The sequence below is a fragment of the Rhodococcus gordoniae genome (genome assembly GCF_001646655.1).
In the GTDB taxonomy this organism is placed as follows: Bacteria; Actinomycetota; Actinomycetes; order Mycobacteriales; family Mycobacteriaceae; genus Rhodococcus; species Rhodococcus gordoniae.
Map to the genome: position 1 here is coordinate 141,613 of NZ_LPZN01000044.1, position 17,617 is coordinate 159,229.

Here is a 17,617-nt window from a genome sequence, read left to right on the forward strand (position 1 = left end):
TGCACCCTTTCCGCGCTGCTCACCGGCCGGTCAGCCTGCGCGCAGTGCGGCCGAGACGAAGTCGAGGATCTCGTCGTCGGACATTCCGAGGGCGCGCACCTCGGCGACGTACTCGTGGGTGGAACGCTGGGCCCGCGTGCGGGTGGGATCGCCCGTGTCGGCGACGAACGTCCCGGCTCGCCCGCGAGCCTCGAGCACCCCCAGCTTCTCCAGTTCGCGATAGGTCTTGGCGACCGTGTTGGGGGCGATGCCGAGCGTGTCGGCGAGGCCCCGCACGGTGGGCAGCTTCGATCCTGCGATCAGCTCACCCTCGTGTACCAGGTCGACGATGCGTCGGCGCAGTTGCTCGAACGGCGGGACGGTCGAGTCGGGATCGATGGTGAGGTCGAGCATTCTCGCAGGTTATCAGCGCTCGGTAACCCTCACCGGCGCTTCGGCCGAGGGCACCTCGGCGGGGGCGTGGTTGTAGCTGCCGGTCTCGAGCAGGTCACGGATCTGGATGAGCAGATCGGTCTCGCTCAGCGGCTCGTCCTCGGGCTCCTTCTCCGGCGCGAAGCGTGCCTTGGCCGCGTTGACCGGCACGATGAGCACGAAGTAGACGACGGCCGCGATGATGAAGAAGTTGATCGCCGCGGAGATGACGGCGCCGAGGTTGACGAAGGTCGCGTCGTTCGACGACAGAAGGCGGAAGCCGAAGCCCATATCGTTGTCGCCGCCCACCGCCGCGACGAGCGGGTTCACGATGTGGTCGGTGAACGCCGTGACGATGGACGTGAACGCCGCACCGACGACCACCGCGACAGCGAGTTCGACGACGTTTCCGCGCAGCAGGAAATCCTTGAAACCTTTGAACATCGTGCTCCGTGCCTTTTCTCGAGAACTCACAAAACTTCAGGGCGCGGACATCGTATTGACGCTCTCCGGCACCTTCAACAGGGACGATTCGGGCGACACGGCTGCCGGGCGCATCGGAGCGAGGGGTCGGTCAGGGCAGAATCGGGCCATGGCAACCACGGCGACGATCTACCACAACCCGCGCTGCAGCACGTCACGCAACACTTTGGCGCTGCTGGAGGAGAACGGACTCGAACCCACCGTGATCAAGTATCTCGACACTCCGCCCTCTCTCGACGAGCTGCGTGGGCTGCTCGATGCGGCGGGTCTCACACCGAGCGAGGCGATCCGCAAGAAGGAATCGCTCTACAAGGAACTGAACCTGGCCGAAGCGTCCGAGGACGAACTGCTCGAGGCGATGGTCGCGAACCCGATCCTCATCGAGCGTCCCCTCGTCGTCACCGACAAGGGGACCGTGCTCGCCCGTCCCGTCGACAAGGTGCGCGAGATCCTCTGACGAGAACTGCACGCGAGGATCACAGGACCGCGCGCGCGAGCGGGCACGACATGCATCGCGGACCGCCGCGGCCGGAACCGAGTTCCGACCCGGCGATCCGCAGCACCTCGACCCCCGAATCCTCGAGCCGGGTGTTCGTCTCGACGTTGCGTTCGTAGGCGACGACGACACCGGGCGCCACGGCGAGGGTGTTGTTCCCGTCGTCCCACTGCTCACGTTCGGCCACAACGGAATCCAGACCGGTGTCGATGACGCGCAGCTTCTCGATTCCCATCGCGTCGGCGGCGGCCTCGAGAAAGGGGCGGGGCCCCGAGATCTGCACCGTCCCGTCTTCACGGTGGATGGTGAAGGCCTGCAGGCTGTCCCGGATCGCCGGATACATCACCACCGCGTCGACGTCGACCATCGTGCACACCGTGTCGAGATGCATCGACGCCCGTCGCTGCTCGATCGGAACGGCCAGCACCGTGTGCGCGAGTCCGTCGTCGAAGGCGCTGCGCGCCAATGCTTCCGCACCGGCCGGACTCGTCCTCTCCCCCACCCCGACGGCGACGACACCGGGCGCGAGGAGCAACACGTCGCCCCCCTCGACCGGTGCGGTGTGCGATTCGTACGCGCGTCGCACGTGGAGGAACTGCGGATGGAAGGCGTAGATGAGGTCGGTGAGGCCGGTCTCGCGCCGGCGGGCGGGCAACGCCAGATTGGGGATCGCAACCCGTGATCCGAGCCAGAACGACGAGTCTCGCGTGAAGAGCAGGTTCGGCAACGGCGCGATGGCGAAGTCGGAGCCGTGGTGCATCAACCGCACGAGGGACGGAGCCGCGCCGCCGCCCACCGTGGGCAGTTCGTCGAAGGTCATGCCCGCGATGAGGATCCGGGCGAGTTCGGCAGCCGGCAGGGCACGCAGATGGCCCGTCAGCTCCTCCGCGAGCGCATGACCGAGGCGCTGCGCGTCGACGGCCGACGAGACGCTCTGCACCCGCGCGGCACCACTGGCCTCGAGTGTCTCGGTGAGCAGGTCCGCCAGCAGGAACACCTCGACCCCGCGACTGCGCAGCAGATCGGCGAAGGCATCGTGCTCCTCCTGGGCGCGCGCCACCCACGGCAGGGCGTCGAAGAGCAGCTGGTCGTTGTTGCGGGGCGTGAGGCGTTCGAGTTCGGCGCCGGGCCGGTGCAACATCACGGCGCGGAGTTCACCGACTTCGGACTCGACACCCCAGCAATGACTCATATGCTCACGGTATCGCGCAGGACGGCGGCATCCGGGTCAGGCGCGTCGACTACGGCGACAACGATTGCGAAGACCACACCGATCCGAGAACACGAGGAGATTTCATGGCCGACGATCCGCTCGGGTGCCTGGCACCGTTCGCCGGGCGCTGGACCGGAGGTGGCGACGGCCACTATCCCACCATCGACGACTTCGCGTACGACGAGACGATCGAGTTCGCCACGATTCCCGGCAAGCCCTTCCTGATGTACGTCAGCCGTACGCGGCACCGGACGGAGGGACGCCCGCTGCACACCGAGAACGGCTACCTGCGTCGCAGCGGGGACGACGTCGAGCTGCTCGTCTCGCAGCCCACCGGGTTCGTCGAGATCCAGCGGGCCCGGCCCGAGGGCGGCGTCCTGGAGTTCAGCACCCTCACCCTGGAGCGCTCGCCCGACGCCAAGCCCGTGCACGAGGTCCGGCGGCGTTTCGAGGTCGACGGCGATGTGCTCGTCTACGACTTCTGGATGGCCCATGCCGACACGCCGCTGACGCACCACCTGCACGCCGAACTGCACCGCGCGTCGGCGTGATGTCGGTGGGTCCGGCCCCGCTGAGCGGGGGCGGACCCACCGACGTCATCTCGTGCCGACCACGCGACGGAAATAGTCGTTGGCAGCCTGCATGACGAGGTTGTAGGGCGGCGCGAACTTGCGCGCCCACCAGTAGCCGAACCGGGTGTCGAACGACGTGTAGACCATGAAGCGGTTCTTCAGGATGCCGGCGACGATGCGCTCGGCCACCTTCTCGGGGGTCGCGGCGTGGCGGACGAACCGGCGGGTGAGCTCGCGGACCTCCGGGCGGTCGCGGTCGACACCGACGATCTGCACGGAGTCGACGAGCGGTGTACGCACGGCACCCGGAACGACGAGGGAGACGCCGATGCCGTCGCGCCGGAGGTCGAATCGCAGCACCTCGGACAGCCCGCGCAGACCGAATTTGCTTGCGCTGTAGGCGGCGTGCCACGGCAGGGCCAGCAGTCCGGCCGCCGAGGAGACGTTGACGATGTGCCCGCCGCGACCGGCCTCGATCATGGCCGGCACGAAGTTCTCGATGACGTGGATCGGCCCCATGAGGTTGACGTCCACCATGAGCTTCCAGTGCTCGTGCCGCAACCGGTCGACGGTTCCCCACACGGACACCCCGGCGACGTTGGCGACGATGTCGAGGGACCCGCATGCCTCGTGCACGTCGCGGGCGAATGCGGTGACGGCGTCGTAGTCGGAGATGTCGAGGGCTGCGGCGTGCAGTACGGTACCGCCGCGCTCACGAATGCTGCGGACGACGTCGTCGAGCGCGTTCTCCTGCAGGTCGGTGAGCACCAGGCGGGCGCCGCGATCGGACGCGGCATGGGCCAGGGCGCGGCCGATCCCGCTGGCAGCGCCGGTCACAAGAAATGTGGTTCCACGCAGGTCGGTGATCGCCATGGCGACACCCTAGCGCCGGCGTGGCGACACAACGCTCCGGCGCGCCAGGAAACAACCGGGCGGGAACTCAGAGTCGCTGGGCCATCTCTTCCTGGTAGTCCCGAACGGTGCGTTCGATCATCTCGACATCGTCGTGGCGACCTTCGCTGCGCGCGAGATCGGCGCGCTCGCGCAGTACCCGGATCGCCCGACGCAACTCGTCGTCACTCATCCTGTGGTCCATGCCACACAGTCTGCCGGGTTCTGCGCGGACCCGCTACCGAATGCCCGGAGACGACGAAAGCCTCGCCGAGGGCGAGGCTTTCGGGGGTGGAGCTGAGGGGAATCGAACCCCTGACCTCTTCGATGCGAACGAAGCGCGCTACCAACTGCGCCACAGCCCCGTAGGTTCCGAGGGAACCGACTCGCAAACTCTAGCAAACCACCCCGTCCATCACGAAATCGGTGTGTCGGCGCAGGTGACGAGTGATTTCCGTGGCCTGCTCCGAAGAGGGGCCGGGGCCCGCACCGAATCGGTGCGGGCCCCGCCGGAAGCATCGTGGGGACGATCATTCCCCCGCTGCGCGAGGAACGACGTAGTCGCCGGGTTCGTCGTACCCGTCGCTCGCACGGACGTCGTACACGTGGTCGATGCCGTAGTCGTCCTCGTAGCGATCGAGGTGTTCGAACTCCGGGTCCTCGTCGTCGACCTCGAGGACGACGGCTCCCGGGCGGCGCAGACGCTGCGGAACGTGGTGGTGGTCTCCGCGGGCTCCGCCTGCGCGGGACCGCTGCAGTCGCGCGAGCCGACGCCGCCGGATCTCCTGCTCGAGACGCACCTGGCGCCGCAGGTAGAAGAGGTAACCGACGAGGGCCACGGCCACGAGACCGGCCGGCCACCACATGAGCGACGAGACGATCAGCGCGAGAGCCGACGTCATGATCGCGGCGATCAGCAGGCCGAGGACGGCCCGCTGACGGAATTCGTACCGCGCGGCGCTGGCGACCGCATCGGCGTGCGGATCGAATCCGCCGCGGCCCCGCCGTTGCGGGGCGTGCGCGCGGACGGGCTCACGCTCGGGTGCTGCGTCGTCGTGGAGATCGGTCTCGTCCGAGTCGATCTCCGGTCGGTCGTCGAGGTCAGTGTTCATGCGGTCCTCCGCGGGGGTGCGGTGCGTGCGGTCGCGACTCGGACGCCAGTGAGGATCGCTGCGGTGACCGGCGGCCGGCCCGCGAGGGGCTATCGGCTCGTCGTCTCCGCGGTGCAGAACTCGAGTTGCGAGCGCGGCGTCGGTCGTCTGCCGGATTCGAGGACGCTTCGTGACCAGCATGGGCACCAGGACGAACAACCACACGGCTACGAGCCCGATCCACAGAAGCGAGTTCGGCATCCGGTGGTCCTCCCTCCAGTCGTCGCCCTACCAGCCCGTCGACGCCCACCGACCTACTTGAGGCTAGCGGCATCACCACATTTATCTGTACAGAAACGCCGACTCAGGCGACATCAGAAGTCACTCGAGTCACGCGAAACCATCTGACACTTCATTCACTCTAATCACAGAGATCCCACACCCGCTGGGGATTGTTACTCGAGTTACGAGTAACCTGCGTTACATATCGGACGAACCCGACTCGAGACCCGACGAGATCAGGACCAGCTCGCCCGACCGGCACGGACCAGACGGTCCGAGACCGAGCCGGGAACCTCCTCGACCGTCATCGCGACCAGGAGGTGATCGCGGAATCGGCCCTGGACGTCGAGGTAGCGCTTCAGCAGGCCTTCCTCGCGGAATCCGACGTTGCGCAGTACCGCGCGGCTCGGTTCGTTCTCGGGCCGCACGGTGGCTTCGACGCGGTGCAGTCCGACCGGTCCGAAGCAGTGGTCGAGTCCGAGAGCGACGGCCGCGGTAGCGACACCGAGACCGTTGACCTCCTTCTCCACCCAGTAGCCGATCCAGGCCGAGCGCAACGCCCCGCGCACGATGTTGCCCACCGTCAGCTGCCCGCAGAATCTGCCGTCCAGCTCGATGGCCATCGGCAGCATCAGACCCTTGTGCGCTTCCGACCGCAGACTCCGGTACAGCCCCGGCCACACCGAGATGTGATGGCGCATGTCCCACGGCGCCTCACCGGTCGGCTCCCACGGCTCGAGGTGCGCCCGGTCGCGCTGACGCAGGCGACTCCACGCCGCGGCGTCGCGCAGCCGGACCGATCGAACGGTCACCACGCCCCCGGCCACCCGCAGCGGCCCGAGCTCGGCCGGCCAGCCGGGATGACGGGACATCAACCACGCTGCCCGAGGAACGCCACGTCCACCGGGTCGCCCGTACGGATTTCGGAGACCTCGGGGTCGACGATGACGAGACAGTTCGCCTCGGCGAGGGTGGCGAGCAGATGGGAGGACGAGCCCGCGGCGCCGCCGAGCGCCTGCACGAGATAGTCGCCCGTCGCCTCGTCGCGCATGAGCTGACCGCGCAGGAAACCTTTGCGGCCCGGGATCGAGGTGATCGGCGCGACGGTGCGGGCGGAGACCACCCGGCGCATCGGCTGGCGCCGGCCGAGCGCGATGCGGATCAGCGGCCGGACCATCACCTCGAAGACGACGAGCGCACTCACCGGGTTGGAGGGCAGCAGGAAGGTCGGCACCTCGTCGCGGCCGAGACGCCCGAAACCCTGCACCGATCCGGGGTGCATGGCGATCCGCTCGACGCCCAGATCGCCGAGATCGGACAGCGCCTCGCGGACCTCCTCGAGCGCACCGCCGCCCACGGCACCGGCGATCACGACGATCTCGGCGCGGATCAGCTGGCCCTCGACGACCTCCCGCAGGCGCTTCGGATCGGTACTCGCGATACCGACCCGGTTGACGTCTGCTCCGGCGTCGCGAGCGGCCGCGGCCAACGCGTAGGAGTTCACGTCGTACACCTGCCCCGGTCCGGGGGTGCGGTCGACGTCGACGAGCTCACCGCCGACGGAGATGATCGACAGCCGCGGACGCGGGTGGACGAGCACCTTGTCGCGACCGACCGCGGCGAGCAGACCCACCTGGGCAGCCCCGATGATCGTCCCGGCCCGCACGGCGATGTCGCCGGGCTGGACGTCGTCGCCGGTGCGGCGCACGTACTCGCCCGAACGCACCGGTTCGAGCACCTTGATGCGCGCGGCACCCCCGTCGGTGTTGTCGAGCGGCAGCACCGCGTCGGCGAGCGTCGGCAGCGGCGCACCGGTGTCGACGCGTACCGCCTGCCGGGGCTGGAGCCGGATCGGCTGACGCGAACCCGCGCGCACCTCACCCACGACGGGCAGGGTCACCTCGGCGGTCGCGGACTCGCCGTCGGTGTCGGAGGGAGGCTGGAGGTCGACGCTGCGCACGGCGTAGCCGTCGATTGCCGCCTGGTCGAATCCGGGTAGGGGTCGCTCGGTGACCACTTCCTCCGCACATTGCAGACCCTGCGCCTCGGAGATGGCCACCCGGACCGGCCGGGGTGCGACCGCCGCCGCCGTGACCCTGGCCTGCTGATCCTCAACCGACCGCATACCGCTTCTCGTCCTCCAGCCCGTCCGCAGCAGTCAGCGCTTCAGGCGATCGACGAGCCACTCGCGCAACGAGGGCCCGTACTCTTCCGTGTTCAACGCCGAGTCAACCGCAGCGCGCAGGTAACCCCCGGGATTTCCGAGATCGTGTCGGGTGCCGCGGTGCACCACCACGTGGACGGGGTGTCCCTCGGAGATGAGCAGGGCGATGGCGTCGGTGAGCTGCAGCTCTCCCCCGGCTCCGGGCTCGATGCGTCGCAGCGCGTCGAAGATCGCCCGGTCGAGCAGATAGCGGCCGGCGGCGGCGAAGGTCGACGGTGCGTCCTCGACCGCCGGCTTCTCGACCATGCCGAGCACCTTGAGCACGTCGGGATTGGCGGCATCCGGCACGACCTCGACGTCGAAGACGCCGTAGGCGCTGACCTGATCCTTGGGCACGTCGATCGCGCACAGCACGGAACCGCCGCGCTTGGAGCGCACGCGCTGCATCGTCTCGAGCACGCCGACCGGCAGCACGAGGTCGTCGGGCAACAGCACGGCGATCGCGTCCTCGTCGGGATCGAGCGCCTTCTCCGCGCACGCCACGGCGTGACCGAGGCCGAGCGGCTTCTCCTGGATCACGGACTCGACCTCGAGCAGCCCCTGGGCCTTGCGGACCTTGGCGAGAAGCTCGTACTTGCCCTTCTCCTCGAGCTTGGACTCGAGGACGAGGTCCTCGACGAAGTGCGCGACCACGCCGTCCTTGCCCGGCGCGGTCACGATGAGAAGGCGTTCGGCACCCGACTCGGCAGCTTCGCCCGCCACGAGCTCGATGCCGGGCGTGTCGACCACCGGAAGGAGTTCTTTCGGGACCGTCTTGGTCGCGGGAAGGAACCGCGTCCCCATACCTGCTGCGGGGACAACCGCGGTCTTGAAATGCCGCGTGCCTCCGGTCGTACTGTTCGTCATAGACTCCCACCCTAAACTTCGGCCACCGAGGACGGTGGTTCGGCGATCGTAAGGCGTAGACATGCCCCCACCCCCGAAAGCGGTCTGGCGTGACCGCATTCTTACAGCTCGGCGCGAGCTGGGTGCCGCGAGGCGCAGAATCGACGACACCGCGCTCGCCACGGTGGCCTCGACACTGGCGCCGGCGGGGTCGGTGGTGTGTGCGTACGTGCCGGTGGGTTCGGAGCCCGGATCGATCGCACTTCTCGATGCTCTGACCGAGGCCGGGGTGACGGTGCTCGTGCCGGTGACACGCACCGGCGAACCCCTGTCGTGGGCCCGCTATCTCGGAGAGAAGACGCTGCTGGCGGCCGATTTCGGGCTGCGGGAGCCCGGTGGCGAGATCCTTCCGCCCGAAGCGGTGGGCGAGGCCCACACGGTGCTCGTCCCCGCCCTGGCGGTGGATGCGCGGGGTGTCCGCCTCGGCCGCGGCGCCGGCTTCTACGACCGCACCCTGCACCTGGCCGCGCCCACCGCCGCGATCATCGCCGTGGTGCGCGACGACGAACTCGTCGACGAGCTCCCCGAAGACCCTCACGACATCCGCATGGGCTGGGCGCTGACACCCGGGAAAGGGCTGGTCCGGCTCGGTAGCGACGACCGTGCGGAACAACACACTCCCTAGCGTCGTTGGCACTGTCGGCTGTAGAGTGCCAACACTGCAGTACGACGAATGCTGCGGTACGACGAACTGGCGGAGGATCAACCGGTGCCCACCTACTCATATGCCTGCACGGCCTGCGACAACAAGTTCGACATCGTGCAGTCCTTCAGCGACGACTCCCTGACCGAATGCCCGCAGTGCGAAGGCAAGCTGCGCAAGCTGTTCAACTCGGTCGGCATCGTGTTCAAGGGCAGCGGCTTCTACCGCACCGACTCCCGCAGTGGCAGCACCGCGAGCGAATCCGCGTCGACGAGCTCGAGCAGCTCCTCGTCGAGCGACAGCAGTTCGTCGAGCAGCTCGTCGTCGAGCAGTTCGTCGAGCAGTTCGTCGTCGAGCAGCGCCTCTTCCGCACCCGCTGCCGCCGCGAGCTGACCTTCCGGGACTTCTTTGTCCACAGGTGGTCGAGTCATCCACAGACCGCCGCTTCCGAGGACTCATCGGGGCCGACAGGGCGTCGCCACCTTCTAGGTTCGGGGCATGCCCGTCGGCCCCTTCCCGTTCCTCCAGCGTGAGCGCGCGCGTCCGCACCGCTCGAGTCCACACCGTTCCTCTGCGGACACCTCGCTGCAGCCCACCCTGCCCGACCGGTTCGCCGAGCTCCTCCGTCCCGGCTGGTCGCGTCTCGTCCGGGCCCGGCGGATCGCAGCCGGACTGCTCGCCGCGCTGGCAGTGATCCTCGCTGTGCGCGGCGACCCCGACAGCGATCGTGTGGGAGTCGTCGTCGCGGCGAGAGATCTCGCGCCCGGGCACACCCTCACCGCAGACGACGTCGCCCACGTGGATCGCGATCGATCCGCTCTCGTCGCCGGGACGCTGCGCGAGGCCGACGACGCCGTGGGACATATCCTCGCCGGTCCTGTGCCGGCCGGTGAACCGCTCGTCGACACCCGCCTCCTCGGCCCGCGCCTCGCCGCAGCGGCCACCGGATTCCCCGACGCACGTGTGGTGCCCGTCCGGCTCGCCGATGCCGGCGTGAGCGAACTGCTCCGTGAGGGCGACCGCGTCGACGTCCTCACCGTCACCGACAGCGCAGACGGCTCCTTACCCGGTGCCCACGTCCTCGCCCGGGGCGCGGTGGTGGTGCTGGCCGAATCCGGCGGTTCGGCGCGGGATCGGAACGAGAGGGTCGTGCTGGTCGCGCTCGAACCCGAACCTGCCACGGCGGTCGCGGCGGCGTCGCTCGTCAGCGCTCTGACCGTGACGCTCCACTGAGCATCTGCTCGTTTCCCCAGCGTAATCACCTCGGGGAACCGACCTGGCGGTTTATCGTGTGGACGTCCGTGTGACCCACCTCGGGTGCGCGGCCACAGCGGACAGGCCGCGAGAAGGAGCACATCATGCTGAAGGGCTTCAAGGACTTCATATTGAGGGGCAACGTCCTCGATCTCGCCGTCGCGGTCGTGGTCGGCGCCGCATTCACTGCCATCGTCACGGCCTTCACCCAGTACATCATCGAGCCGCTCATCAGCGCGATCGGCGGCGACAACGAGATGGGCTGGGGCTTCGAGATCGTGAGCGGCAACCCGGAGACCTTCGTCGACATCGGCGCGGTGATCTCCGCGATCATCAACTTCATCATCATCGCCGCCGTGGTCTACTTCGTGCTCATCGTCCCCGCCAATGCCGCGAAGAAGAAGTTCGTCACCGAGCCGGAGGACAAGCAGGCCAGCGCCGAGGACCTGCTCATCCAGATCCGCGACATCCTCGAGGCCCAGGCAGGTCAGGCCGCTCAGGGCGCACACGCCAAGCCGACGCCGCGCGTGGAATGAGCACGTGTGCATCGGGCATGAGAAGACCGGGCCCGCTCGATGATTCGAGCGAGCCCGGTCTTGTCGTGCTGTGTTCGGCGTGAGCCGGACGTCTACGTCCTAGACGGTCCAGGGAGCGCCGTAGGTGGTGACGTTGTCGCCGTTGGCCGTGATGGCGCGAACGAACGGACGGACCTGGACAGCGCCGAGGACGCCGGAGGCCGTGCCGTGGACGTTGGAGAACTGAACGGTCTTGAAGTCACCGTCGAACTCGCCCTCGGCGACGACGAGCTCCTCGATGCCCGGAGCCGGGGTCAGCTCGAGCTCGGCGTAGGCCTGCGGAAGGATGTCGGTGACCTTGGCCTCAGGTCCAGCGGGCTTGATGCCGACCTCGAGTCCCGGGGTGGAGTAGGTCACGCCGATGGCACCGTCGATGCTGCCGGCCCAGGCGAACTGGTAACCGAACTGGAAGGTCGTGCCCTCGGCGTCGGCAGCGCCCTCACCGATCAGGTTGGCGGTGCCACGGCCGTTGTGGAAGAACTCGCGGTTGAACGGGCTGCCACCGAGAGCCGGGACACCCTGGATGAAGGTGTCCTCCTGGGTCACGACGACCTCGAGGCCGTCGGAGACGATGCGGTTCTGGTCGTTGACCTCGGCCGAGGCGGCACCCGAGGCACCGAGCACCAGGCCGAAGACAGCGGCACCGGCGACGGCGGCGTTACGAGCGGCCTTGAAGCCACGCGACTTGATTCCCATGATTACTCCGTTTGTGGTGGTGGGGATTTCTTGCGGGATGGCGCGGAGCAGGACTAGAGGGTCCAGACCTGGCCGTAGGTGGTGACGTTGTCGGCGTTGTCAGTGATCACACGGACGAACGGACGGACGGAAACCGGACCGATGACTCCGGTCGCAGCGCCGTGGACGTTGGCGATCTGGACTTCCTTGAAATCACCGTCGAACTCCGACTCGGCGACGACGATCTCGGCGATACCAGGCGCCTGAGTCAGCTCGATGCCAGCGGAAATCCCGGGCAGGCCGCCTTCGATACTCGTTTCGACCTCGGTGACTTCGAGCGGCCGGAAGACCTGCTGACCGTCGACCAATACCGGTTCACCCGCTTCGTCGAGGACCGGCTCGTACTTCACCGGCTCGGCCGTGACCGTGAAGGACGGGTCCGGCGATTCCCAACCGAAGGAGATGCCGCCGTCGATCGACGCCGTCCACGCGACCTGATAACCGAACTGGAAGGTAGAACCTTCGAAGTCCGCCGCCTCGGGGCCGACGATGTTCGCGATGCCGCGTCCGTTGTGGAACCATTCGCGGCTCAGCGGGCTGCCGCCGATCGGGGGCACACCGTTGATGAAGGTGTCCTCCTGCGTGACGATGACCTCGTGGCCGTTGGAGACGATCCGGTTCTGGTCGTTGACCTCGGCACCTGCGGCGCCGGCCGATCCGAGAACCAGACCGGCCACAGCAGCTGCTGCCACAGTGGCGTTGCGGGCGGCCCGAAAGCCGCGTCGCGTCTGAATCTTCATGAATGCCTCATCCGTTCTCTGCGTGCCGGGTTGCGCGCCGCGTCCGACAACAAGTGATCGCCCTGTCGCCCGCGGGCCGCTGTCCACAGCGAACACACCGGCGGATCAGCCGCCGGTGTGTCGGTACGTCCATCGTCCGCACGGTTTTGCTTTACCGGTTCGTGACCGAGCCCAGGCCGCTAAGCCTGGGCTCGTCCGGTTTGAACCTGAGAGGGAGATTAGACCGTGACCATTCCTAGAGCAATGGCTAGGTTTCGTAACGCTGCGGTATAGACGGCCCGCTGCTCAGCCGCCGGGTCACCTCCCGAAAATTCTCAAATCGGGCGCTCATTCGCCTCGAATCCGTAACTTCGAATCACAGGTAAGCGGGTACACCCGATGACATACCCGCAGGTAGAGGGGATATTATTGCTGCACCCACAGTGCAAGACCGAATACCTTATGTGACCGGAAACACATACTTGAAATATCGCAGGGGCCACGCGAAGGTGAACAGACCGTTGCGGCGACGTTTCGTTGCGGTCGACAACAAACTGGAATCCGAACCAGTACAACCCGAGCAGAGTGATGCAGATCACTAACCGGAGTGGTGTGGCGGAACTTGCCGGCGCAGCCATTCGTCCGATTCGCCGTTGCGCGGATCGTTCTCACGCCGCTCGTCGCGAGTGGTCTCGGGAAGGACGTCGCCGAAGATGCGCGCCAGCCGTGCCCGGTCGATCCGGACACGGCTCGTCTGCTGCTCGCCGGTCACTTCGTCACGCGACGAAGCGCGGTCGTCGGACACGGCGTCATTCCTCCATCCACGACAACTCTTCGATGACGTGCGCGGCGAGAGGCAACAACGTCGCCATCCCGTCACGGATGGCGGGGCGCGACGACGCGAGGTTCACCACGAGCGTCGACCCGGAGACACCCACGAGGCCGCGGGAGAGACCGGCGTCCATCGCACCCGACGCCAGGCCCGACGATCGCAGCGCTTCGGCGATGCCGCGGATCTCGTGGTCGAGCACGTCCTCGGTGGCGTCGGGCGTCACATCGCGCGGGGTGACGCCGGTGCCACCGACGGAGATCACCAGATCGACACCACCGATCACCGCGGTATTGAGCGCATTTCGGATCTCGACCTCGTCGGCCGCGACCGTCACGACACCGTCGACGGCGAAGCCGCCCTCGACGAGAAGCTCCGTGACGAGCGGACCCGCGGAGTCCGGGCTGTCGCCGTGGGAAACGCGATCGTCGACGACGACGACGAGTGCGCGGCCTTTTCTGGGAGCTTCGAGTTCCATGAGGTCCACGGTAGTTTGCGGCTCGAAAGCATGCGGCTCTTGTACCGGAATGTGAGCTATGTCCATGTCGTTCCTCATCGTCCGGCCGAATCCGACGCGGTCACCACGTCGACCGTGGTCTCGTTGCCGTCGGGCGTCTTGTAGGTGATCTTCACTGTGTCCCCCGGCGCGCGGGAGCGGATCGCGGCGATGAGCGAGTCGCCGTCGGTGACGACCCGATCGTCGATCCGGACGATGAGCGCGTCGTCCGGGATTCCGGCTCGGTCGGCCGGCCCGTCGGGCACGACCTCCACGACACGCGCACCGTAGGCGTCGTCCCGGGACGGAACCTGGACACCGATGATCGCGTGCGTCGCCTTACCCGTATCGACGAGTTCCTGCGCGACACGCCGGGCCTGCTCCACGGGGATCGCGAAACCGAGGCCGATGGAGCCCGACTGTCCGCCGGCCGTGGCGATCGCGGTGTTGATGCCGACGAGGCGGCCTTCCATGTCGACCAGCGCACCTCCGGAGTTGCCGGGGTTGATCGCCGCGTCGGTCTGGATCGCGTCGATGACCGACGCCTGATTGGCGTTGTCCCCGCTGGTGGACACGGGTCGGTCGAGAGCGGACACGATGCCCGCCGTCACGGTGCTCTGCAGTCCGAGCGGTGATCCGACGGCCACGACCTCCTGGCCTACCGCGAGATTATCCGAGCCACCGAGTTCGATGGGAGTGAGATCGGTGCGCCCTTCGGTCCGGATGACAGCGATGTCCGACACCGCATCCGCACCGACGACCGTCGCCGGCGCGGTGGATCCGTCCGAGAAGAAGACCGTCAGTTGCGCCCCCTGACCACCACCCGCCACGACGTGGTTGTTGGTGAGGATCAATCCGTCCGAGGACAGGACCACGCCCGACCCTTCACCCGCGCCGGTACGGCCCGCGACCTCGATCCGCACCACGCTCGGCACGACCTTGTCGGCGACCGCCTGCACGCTGCCCTCGGGCGCCGCGGCGACCGTCTGGGTGTCGGGCCTGGGCGCGTCGAGGGAGTTGACGACCGGAGCGGACGAGTCGCGCACCGACCACGCTCCCACCGCGCCACCGATGCCGCCGCTCACCAGCGCCAACGCGATCGCGCCGACTGCGAGGGCAGAGCGCCCCGGCATCCGGCCGGGCCCCGTGGCCGGCGGCGGAGGTGCCGGCTGCTGGGGAGCCTGCGTGTAGGGACCGGTGTATCCGCCGGGTCCGTACGGATGGGGTTGCGGTTGCGGTTGCGGTGTTCCCGCGCCGCGGGTGGGGTCCTCACTCATTCGTCACTTCACCTTCGTCCACCGGGGCCACCGGACGCACACGCGGTCGATATCGGCGTGCGGTGGCCGATCGTGCGGGGCGCCTCGGGAGCACCCCGCTCTTCTCCGTCCAGCATGGACCGGAGAGCTGAGAGTCGCCTCAGAGGTACCCGCGAATTCCCTGTCGGATTCAGCCCGCGACGGTGGGCTGCGTCTCTCCGTCGAGACTGGACGTGCCGGGCAGCACGATGCGGATCAGCGCACCGCCACGATCCGAACGGTCCACGACGATGGTCCCACCGTGCTTCATGACGATCTGCCGCACGATGGCCAGTCCCAGACCGGATCCCGGCATCGACCGCGCTGTCGTGGCCCGGTAGAACCGTTCGAACACGAGCTCGCGTTCCTCCTCCGGAATTCCCGGGCCTGCATCGTCGACGGTCAGTTCCATCAGCCCGGTGGCGATCTGCCGCATGTGCACGACGACGTCCTTCCCCGCCGGGCTCCACTTCGCCGCGTTGTCGAGCACGTTGACCACCGCGCGGGTGAGTCCGGCCTGGTCGCCGAAGACGAACCACTGCTCGGTGGTCGCCCGGAACTCGATGTCGGTGCGGCGTCGACGCGCGCGTTCGAGACTCCGGTCCACCACCTCGGCGACGTCGACGACCTCGAAGACCGTCTCCGGCGCATCCTCACGCGCCAGGTCGACGAGATCGCCGACGAGCGTCGACAACTCCTCGATCTGGCCGATGACATCGGCTCGCAACTCGGCCATGTCCTCGTCGGGCAGGCTCGGCGCACCGGGACGGCTCGCCGCGATGAGCAGTTCCATGTTGGTCCGCAGCGAGGTCAGCGGCGTCTTCAGTTCGTGACCCGCATCGGCGACCAGCCGGCTCTGCCGCTCCCGCGACTCGGCGAGCGCGCGCAACATCATGTTGAAGCTCTCGGTGAGCCGGGCGAGCTCGTCGTGGCCGGTCACACGGATGGGCCGCAGGTCGTCGGTGCGCGCGACCCGCTCGGCGGCGGCGGTCAGCCGGGCGACGGGACGCAGGCCCGTGCGGCCGACGGTCGCGCCCACGGCCGCGGCGAGCACCACACCGCAGCCCCCGACGATGAACAGCACACTCGCCAGGCGGTTGAGGATCTCGGCGGTGGGACGCAATCGCTGCGCGATCACAACTGTGCTGCCGTCGGGCATGCGCTGGGCCAGTACGCGTTGCTGAGCGACGGTCCGCAGCGACAGGTCACGGTCGCCCTCTGCCACGGCCAGTTCGGGATCGCCGATGGGCACCGACGATCCCGGCGGCACGTACCGGCCGAGATCCGGATAGATCAGGGCGACGCTGATGTCGGAGCTGTAGAGCTGGGCCCCGCCGATGTAGCGCGGGTCGTAGGTGATGAGCGTGCTCGACTCGACGAGGGCGGCGGCGCGCGCCCGCAACTGCGTGTCGACCCCCGAGTACAGCGCCCGCGACACCACCGCGTACGCGGCGATGGACGTGACGGCGACGGCGAGCGCCACCGCCCCGGCCGCGAGGAGCGTGACGCGGGTGCGCAGCGGCACCGAGCGGGTGAGCAGAAGAGGTGGTCGCATCGGGTGGCTCACGGCGGGGTCTCGCGCAGCACGTACCCGACGCCGCGCACCGTGTGGATCAACCGCGGTTCCCCACCCGCTTCGGTCTTGCGTCGCAGATACCCCACGTAGACCTCGAGGGCGTTGCCGGAGGTCGGGAAGTCGTATCCCCACACCTCCTCGAGGATGCGGCTGCGGGTGAGCACCCTTCTCGGGTTCGCCATGAGCATCTCCATCAAGGAGAACTCGGTGCGGGTGAGGCTGATCCGCCGGTCGCCGCGGGTGACCTCTCGGGTCGCCGGATCGAGGCTGAGGTCGGCGAAGCGCAGCACTTCGTCGGCGGAGCTGTCGGGGTCGGGGGTGGCGCGACGCAGCAGCGCCCGCAGACGCGCGAGCAGTTCCTCGAGCGCGAACGGTTTCGGCAGGTAGTCGTCGGCGCCCGCGTCGAGACCCGCGACCCGCTCGGAGACGGAGTCGCGGGCGGTGAGCACGAGGATCGGCAGGTCGTCGCCGGTACTGCGCAGCCGGCGGCACACCTCGAGGCCGTCGACGCGCGGCATCATCACATCGAGCACCATCGCATCCGGACGCGACGCCGTGACCTGTTCGAGGGCGTCCTGTCCGTCCGTGGCGAGGTCGACCGTGTATCCGTTGAAGCTCAGGGACCGGCGCAGCGACTCCCGCACCGCACGGTCGTCGTCGACCACCAGAATGCGCATGATCACCATTGTGGCCCGCACCTACTGAGAGCGCGCTGAGAACCCGCGGCGGACGAGTCCTACATCTCAGTGGCCCCTGGGATCGACATCACCGGTGAGGACGGCCCGGACGAGTCTGCGGGGAACCTTTACTGTCACACCCTCGACGGTGACGGGCACGAGATCGGGGACGTTCGCTGTCCACTGCGACCGGCGATGGCGGGTGTTGGAACGGGACTTCCTGCGCTTGGGGACTGCCATATCGTCTTCCTTCGGGGTCGGATCGTCTCG

Annotated in this window: 23 protein-coding genes and 1 tRNA gene; 6 read left to right on the forward strand and 18 right to left on the reverse strand. The window is 68.0% G+C overall.

All coding sequences use genetic code 11. From position 1 onward, the window contains the following. Positions 1-30: 30 nt before the first annotated feature. The gene (locus A8G18_RS16260; RefSeq protein WP_016934368.1) at positions 31-393 is read right to left on the reverse strand and encodes a GntR family transcriptional regulator; all 363 of its coding nucleotides are present in this window, start codon (positions 391-393) and stop codon (positions 31-33) included. A 12-nt stretch (positions 394-405) separates the two neighbouring features. Further along, entirely contained in the window at positions 406-855 is a 450-nt protein-coding gene (mscL, locus tag A8G18_RS16265; protein ID WP_064064682.1) for a large conductance mechanosensitive channel protein MscL, read from the reverse strand. Positions 856-1,003: 148 nt separating this feature from the next. Here mscL (A8G18_RS16265) and arsC point away from each other — a divergent pair, with 148 nt between their 5' ends. Further along, the gene (arsC, locus tag A8G18_RS16270) at positions 1,004-1,351 is read left to right on the forward strand and encodes an arsenate reductase (glutaredoxin) (protein ID WP_016934370.1); all 348 of its coding nucleotides are present in this window, start codon (positions 1,004-1,006) and stop codon (positions 1,349-1,351) included. A gap of 19 nt (positions 1,352-1,370) precedes the next feature. Here the strand turns inward: arsC and A8G18_RS16275 are convergent, their stop codons facing one another. Continuing rightward, on the reverse strand, positions 1,371-2,582 hold the full coding sequence (locus tag A8G18_RS16275) for an arginine deiminase (RefSeq protein ID WP_064064683.1): 1,212 nt from the start codon (positions 2,580-2,582) through the stop codon (positions 1,371-1,373). A 104-nt stretch (positions 2,583-2,686) separates the two neighbouring features. On the opposite strand from A8G18_RS16275, the gene A8G18_RS16280 reads away from it, so the two are divergent. Beyond that, on the forward strand, positions 2,687-3,154 hold the full coding sequence (locus A8G18_RS16280) for a heme-binding beta-barrel domain-containing protein (protein ID WP_064064684.1): 468 nt from the start codon (positions 2,687-2,689) through the stop codon (positions 3,152-3,154). A 45-nt stretch (positions 3,155-3,199) separates the two neighbouring features. Here the strand turns inward: A8G18_RS16280 and A8G18_RS16285 are convergent, their stop codons facing one another. From A8G18_RS16285 to A8G18_RS16310, 7 genes are all read right to left on the reverse strand, one after another. After that, positions 3,200-4,048 (reverse strand): SDR family oxidoreductase, encoded by an 849-nt coding sequence (locus A8G18_RS16285; protein WP_026002883.1) that lies wholly within the window; start codon positions 4,046-4,048, stop codon positions 3,200-3,202. Between the two features lie 67 nt (positions 4,049-4,115). Beyond that, positions 4,116-4,259: a hypothetical protein gene (locus A8G18_RS23095; RefSeq protein ID WP_165369243.1), complete on the reverse strand. Its 144-nt coding sequence runs from the start codon at positions 4,257-4,259 to the stop codon at positions 4,116-4,118. A gap of 99 nt (positions 4,260-4,358) precedes the next feature. Next, positions 4,359-4,431 (reverse strand) — tRNA-Ala (locus tag A8G18_RS16290). A 165-nt stretch (positions 4,432-4,596) separates the two neighbouring features. Further along, positions 4,597-5,418, reverse strand: a complete 822-nt coding sequence (gene sepX / locus A8G18_RS16295) for a divisome protein SepX/GlpR (protein WP_064064685.1) — start codon at positions 5,416-5,418, stop codon at positions 4,597-4,599. A gap of 257 nt (positions 5,419-5,675) precedes the next feature. Beyond that, complete coding sequence (locus tag A8G18_RS16300; RefSeq protein ID WP_064064686.1) at positions 5,676-6,311, reverse strand: GNAT family N-acetyltransferase; 636 nt, start codon at positions 6,309-6,311, stop codon at positions 5,676-5,678. Then, on the reverse strand, positions 6,311-7,564 hold the full coding sequence (gene glp, locus A8G18_RS16305; RefSeq protein ID WP_064064687.1) for a molybdotransferase-like divisome protein Glp: 1,254 nt from the start codon (positions 7,562-7,564) through the stop codon (positions 6,311-6,313). Before glp ends, A8G18_RS16300 begins: the two co-directional genes overlap by 1 nt. A 33-nt stretch (positions 7,565-7,597) precedes the next feature. After that, complete coding sequence (locus tag A8G18_RS16310) at positions 7,598-8,509, reverse strand: UTP--glucose-1-phosphate uridylyltransferase (RefSeq protein WP_016932339.1); 912 nt, start codon at positions 8,507-8,509, stop codon at positions 7,598-7,600. A gap of 61 nt (positions 8,510-8,570) precedes the next feature. On the opposite strand from A8G18_RS16310, the gene A8G18_RS16315 reads away from it, so the two are divergent. The 4 genes from A8G18_RS16315 to mscL (A8G18_RS16330) all read left to right on the forward strand — a co-directional run bounded on the left by A8G18_RS16315 (position 8,571) and on the right by mscL (A8G18_RS16330) (position 10,981). Beyond that, positions 8,571-9,173, forward strand: a complete 603-nt coding sequence (locus A8G18_RS16315; RefSeq protein WP_064064688.1) for a 5-formyltetrahydrofolate cyclo-ligase — start codon at positions 8,571-8,573, stop codon at positions 9,171-9,173. Positions 9,174-9,257: 84 nt separating this feature from the next. Then, on the forward strand, positions 9,258-9,584 hold the full coding sequence (locus A8G18_RS22550; protein ID WP_084421876.1) for an FmdB family zinc ribbon protein: 327 nt from the start codon (positions 9,258-9,260) through the stop codon (positions 9,582-9,584). A gap of 105 nt (positions 9,585-9,689) precedes the next feature. Next, entirely contained in the window at positions 9,690-10,424 is a 735-nt protein-coding gene (locus A8G18_RS16325; RefSeq protein WP_064064690.1) for an SAF domain-containing protein, read from the forward strand. Positions 10,425-10,549: 125 nt separating this feature from the next. Continuing rightward, positions 10,550-10,981: a large-conductance mechanosensitive channel protein MscL gene (gene mscL / locus A8G18_RS16330; RefSeq protein ID WP_064064691.1), complete on the forward strand. Its 432-nt coding sequence runs from the start codon at positions 10,550-10,552 to the stop codon at positions 10,979-10,981. A gap of 99 nt (positions 10,982-11,080) precedes the next feature. Here the strand turns inward: mscL (A8G18_RS16330) and A8G18_RS16335 are convergent, their stop codons facing one another. The 8 genes from A8G18_RS16335 to rpmF all read right to left on the reverse strand — a co-directional run bounded on the left by A8G18_RS16335 (position 11,081) and on the right by rpmF (position 17,587). Then, on the reverse strand, positions 11,081-11,716 hold the full coding sequence (locus A8G18_RS16335) for an MspA family porin (RefSeq protein ID WP_016932334.1): 636 nt from the start codon (positions 11,714-11,716) through the stop codon (positions 11,081-11,083). A 53-nt stretch (positions 11,717-11,769) separates the two neighbouring features. Next, positions 11,770-12,495: an MspA family porin gene (locus A8G18_RS16340; RefSeq protein WP_026002880.1), complete on the reverse strand. Its 726-nt coding sequence runs from the start codon at positions 12,493-12,495 to the stop codon at positions 11,770-11,772. A gap of 577 nt (positions 12,496-13,072) precedes the next feature. Further along, the gene (locus A8G18_RS16345) at positions 13,073-13,279 is read right to left on the reverse strand and encodes a hypothetical protein (protein ID WP_016932332.1); all 207 of its coding nucleotides are present in this window, start codon (positions 13,277-13,279) and stop codon (positions 13,073-13,075) included. Positions 13,280-13,283: 4 nt separating this feature from the next. Beyond that, the gene (locus A8G18_RS16350; protein ID WP_016932331.1) at positions 13,284-13,781 is read right to left on the reverse strand and encodes a MogA/MoaB family molybdenum cofactor biosynthesis protein; all 498 of its coding nucleotides are present in this window, start codon (positions 13,779-13,781) and stop codon (positions 13,284-13,286) included. Positions 13,782-13,855: 74 nt separating this feature from the next. Beyond that, a complete protein-coding gene (locus A8G18_RS16355) occupies positions 13,856-15,076 on the reverse strand; it encodes a S1C family serine protease (RefSeq protein WP_172506084.1) in 1,221 nt (406 codons plus the stop codon). 169 nt (positions 15,077-15,245) lie between these two features. Continuing rightward, on the reverse strand, positions 15,246-16,649 hold the full coding sequence (locus A8G18_RS16360; RefSeq protein ID WP_115311551.1) for a HAMP domain-containing sensor histidine kinase: 1,404 nt from the start codon (positions 16,647-16,649) through the stop codon (positions 15,246-15,248). Between the two features lie 8 nt (positions 16,650-16,657). Next, complete coding sequence (locus tag A8G18_RS16365; protein WP_064064721.1) at positions 16,658-17,347, reverse strand: response regulator transcription factor; 690 nt, start codon at positions 17,345-17,347, stop codon at positions 16,658-16,660. A 66-nt stretch (positions 17,348-17,413) separates the two neighbouring features. Further along, positions 17,414-17,587 (reverse strand): 50S ribosomal protein L32, encoded by a 174-nt coding sequence (rpmF, locus tag A8G18_RS22555; RefSeq protein WP_084421866.1) that lies wholly within the window; start codon positions 17,585-17,587, stop codon positions 17,414-17,416. Between the last annotated feature and the right edge of the window lie 30 nt (positions 17,588-17,617).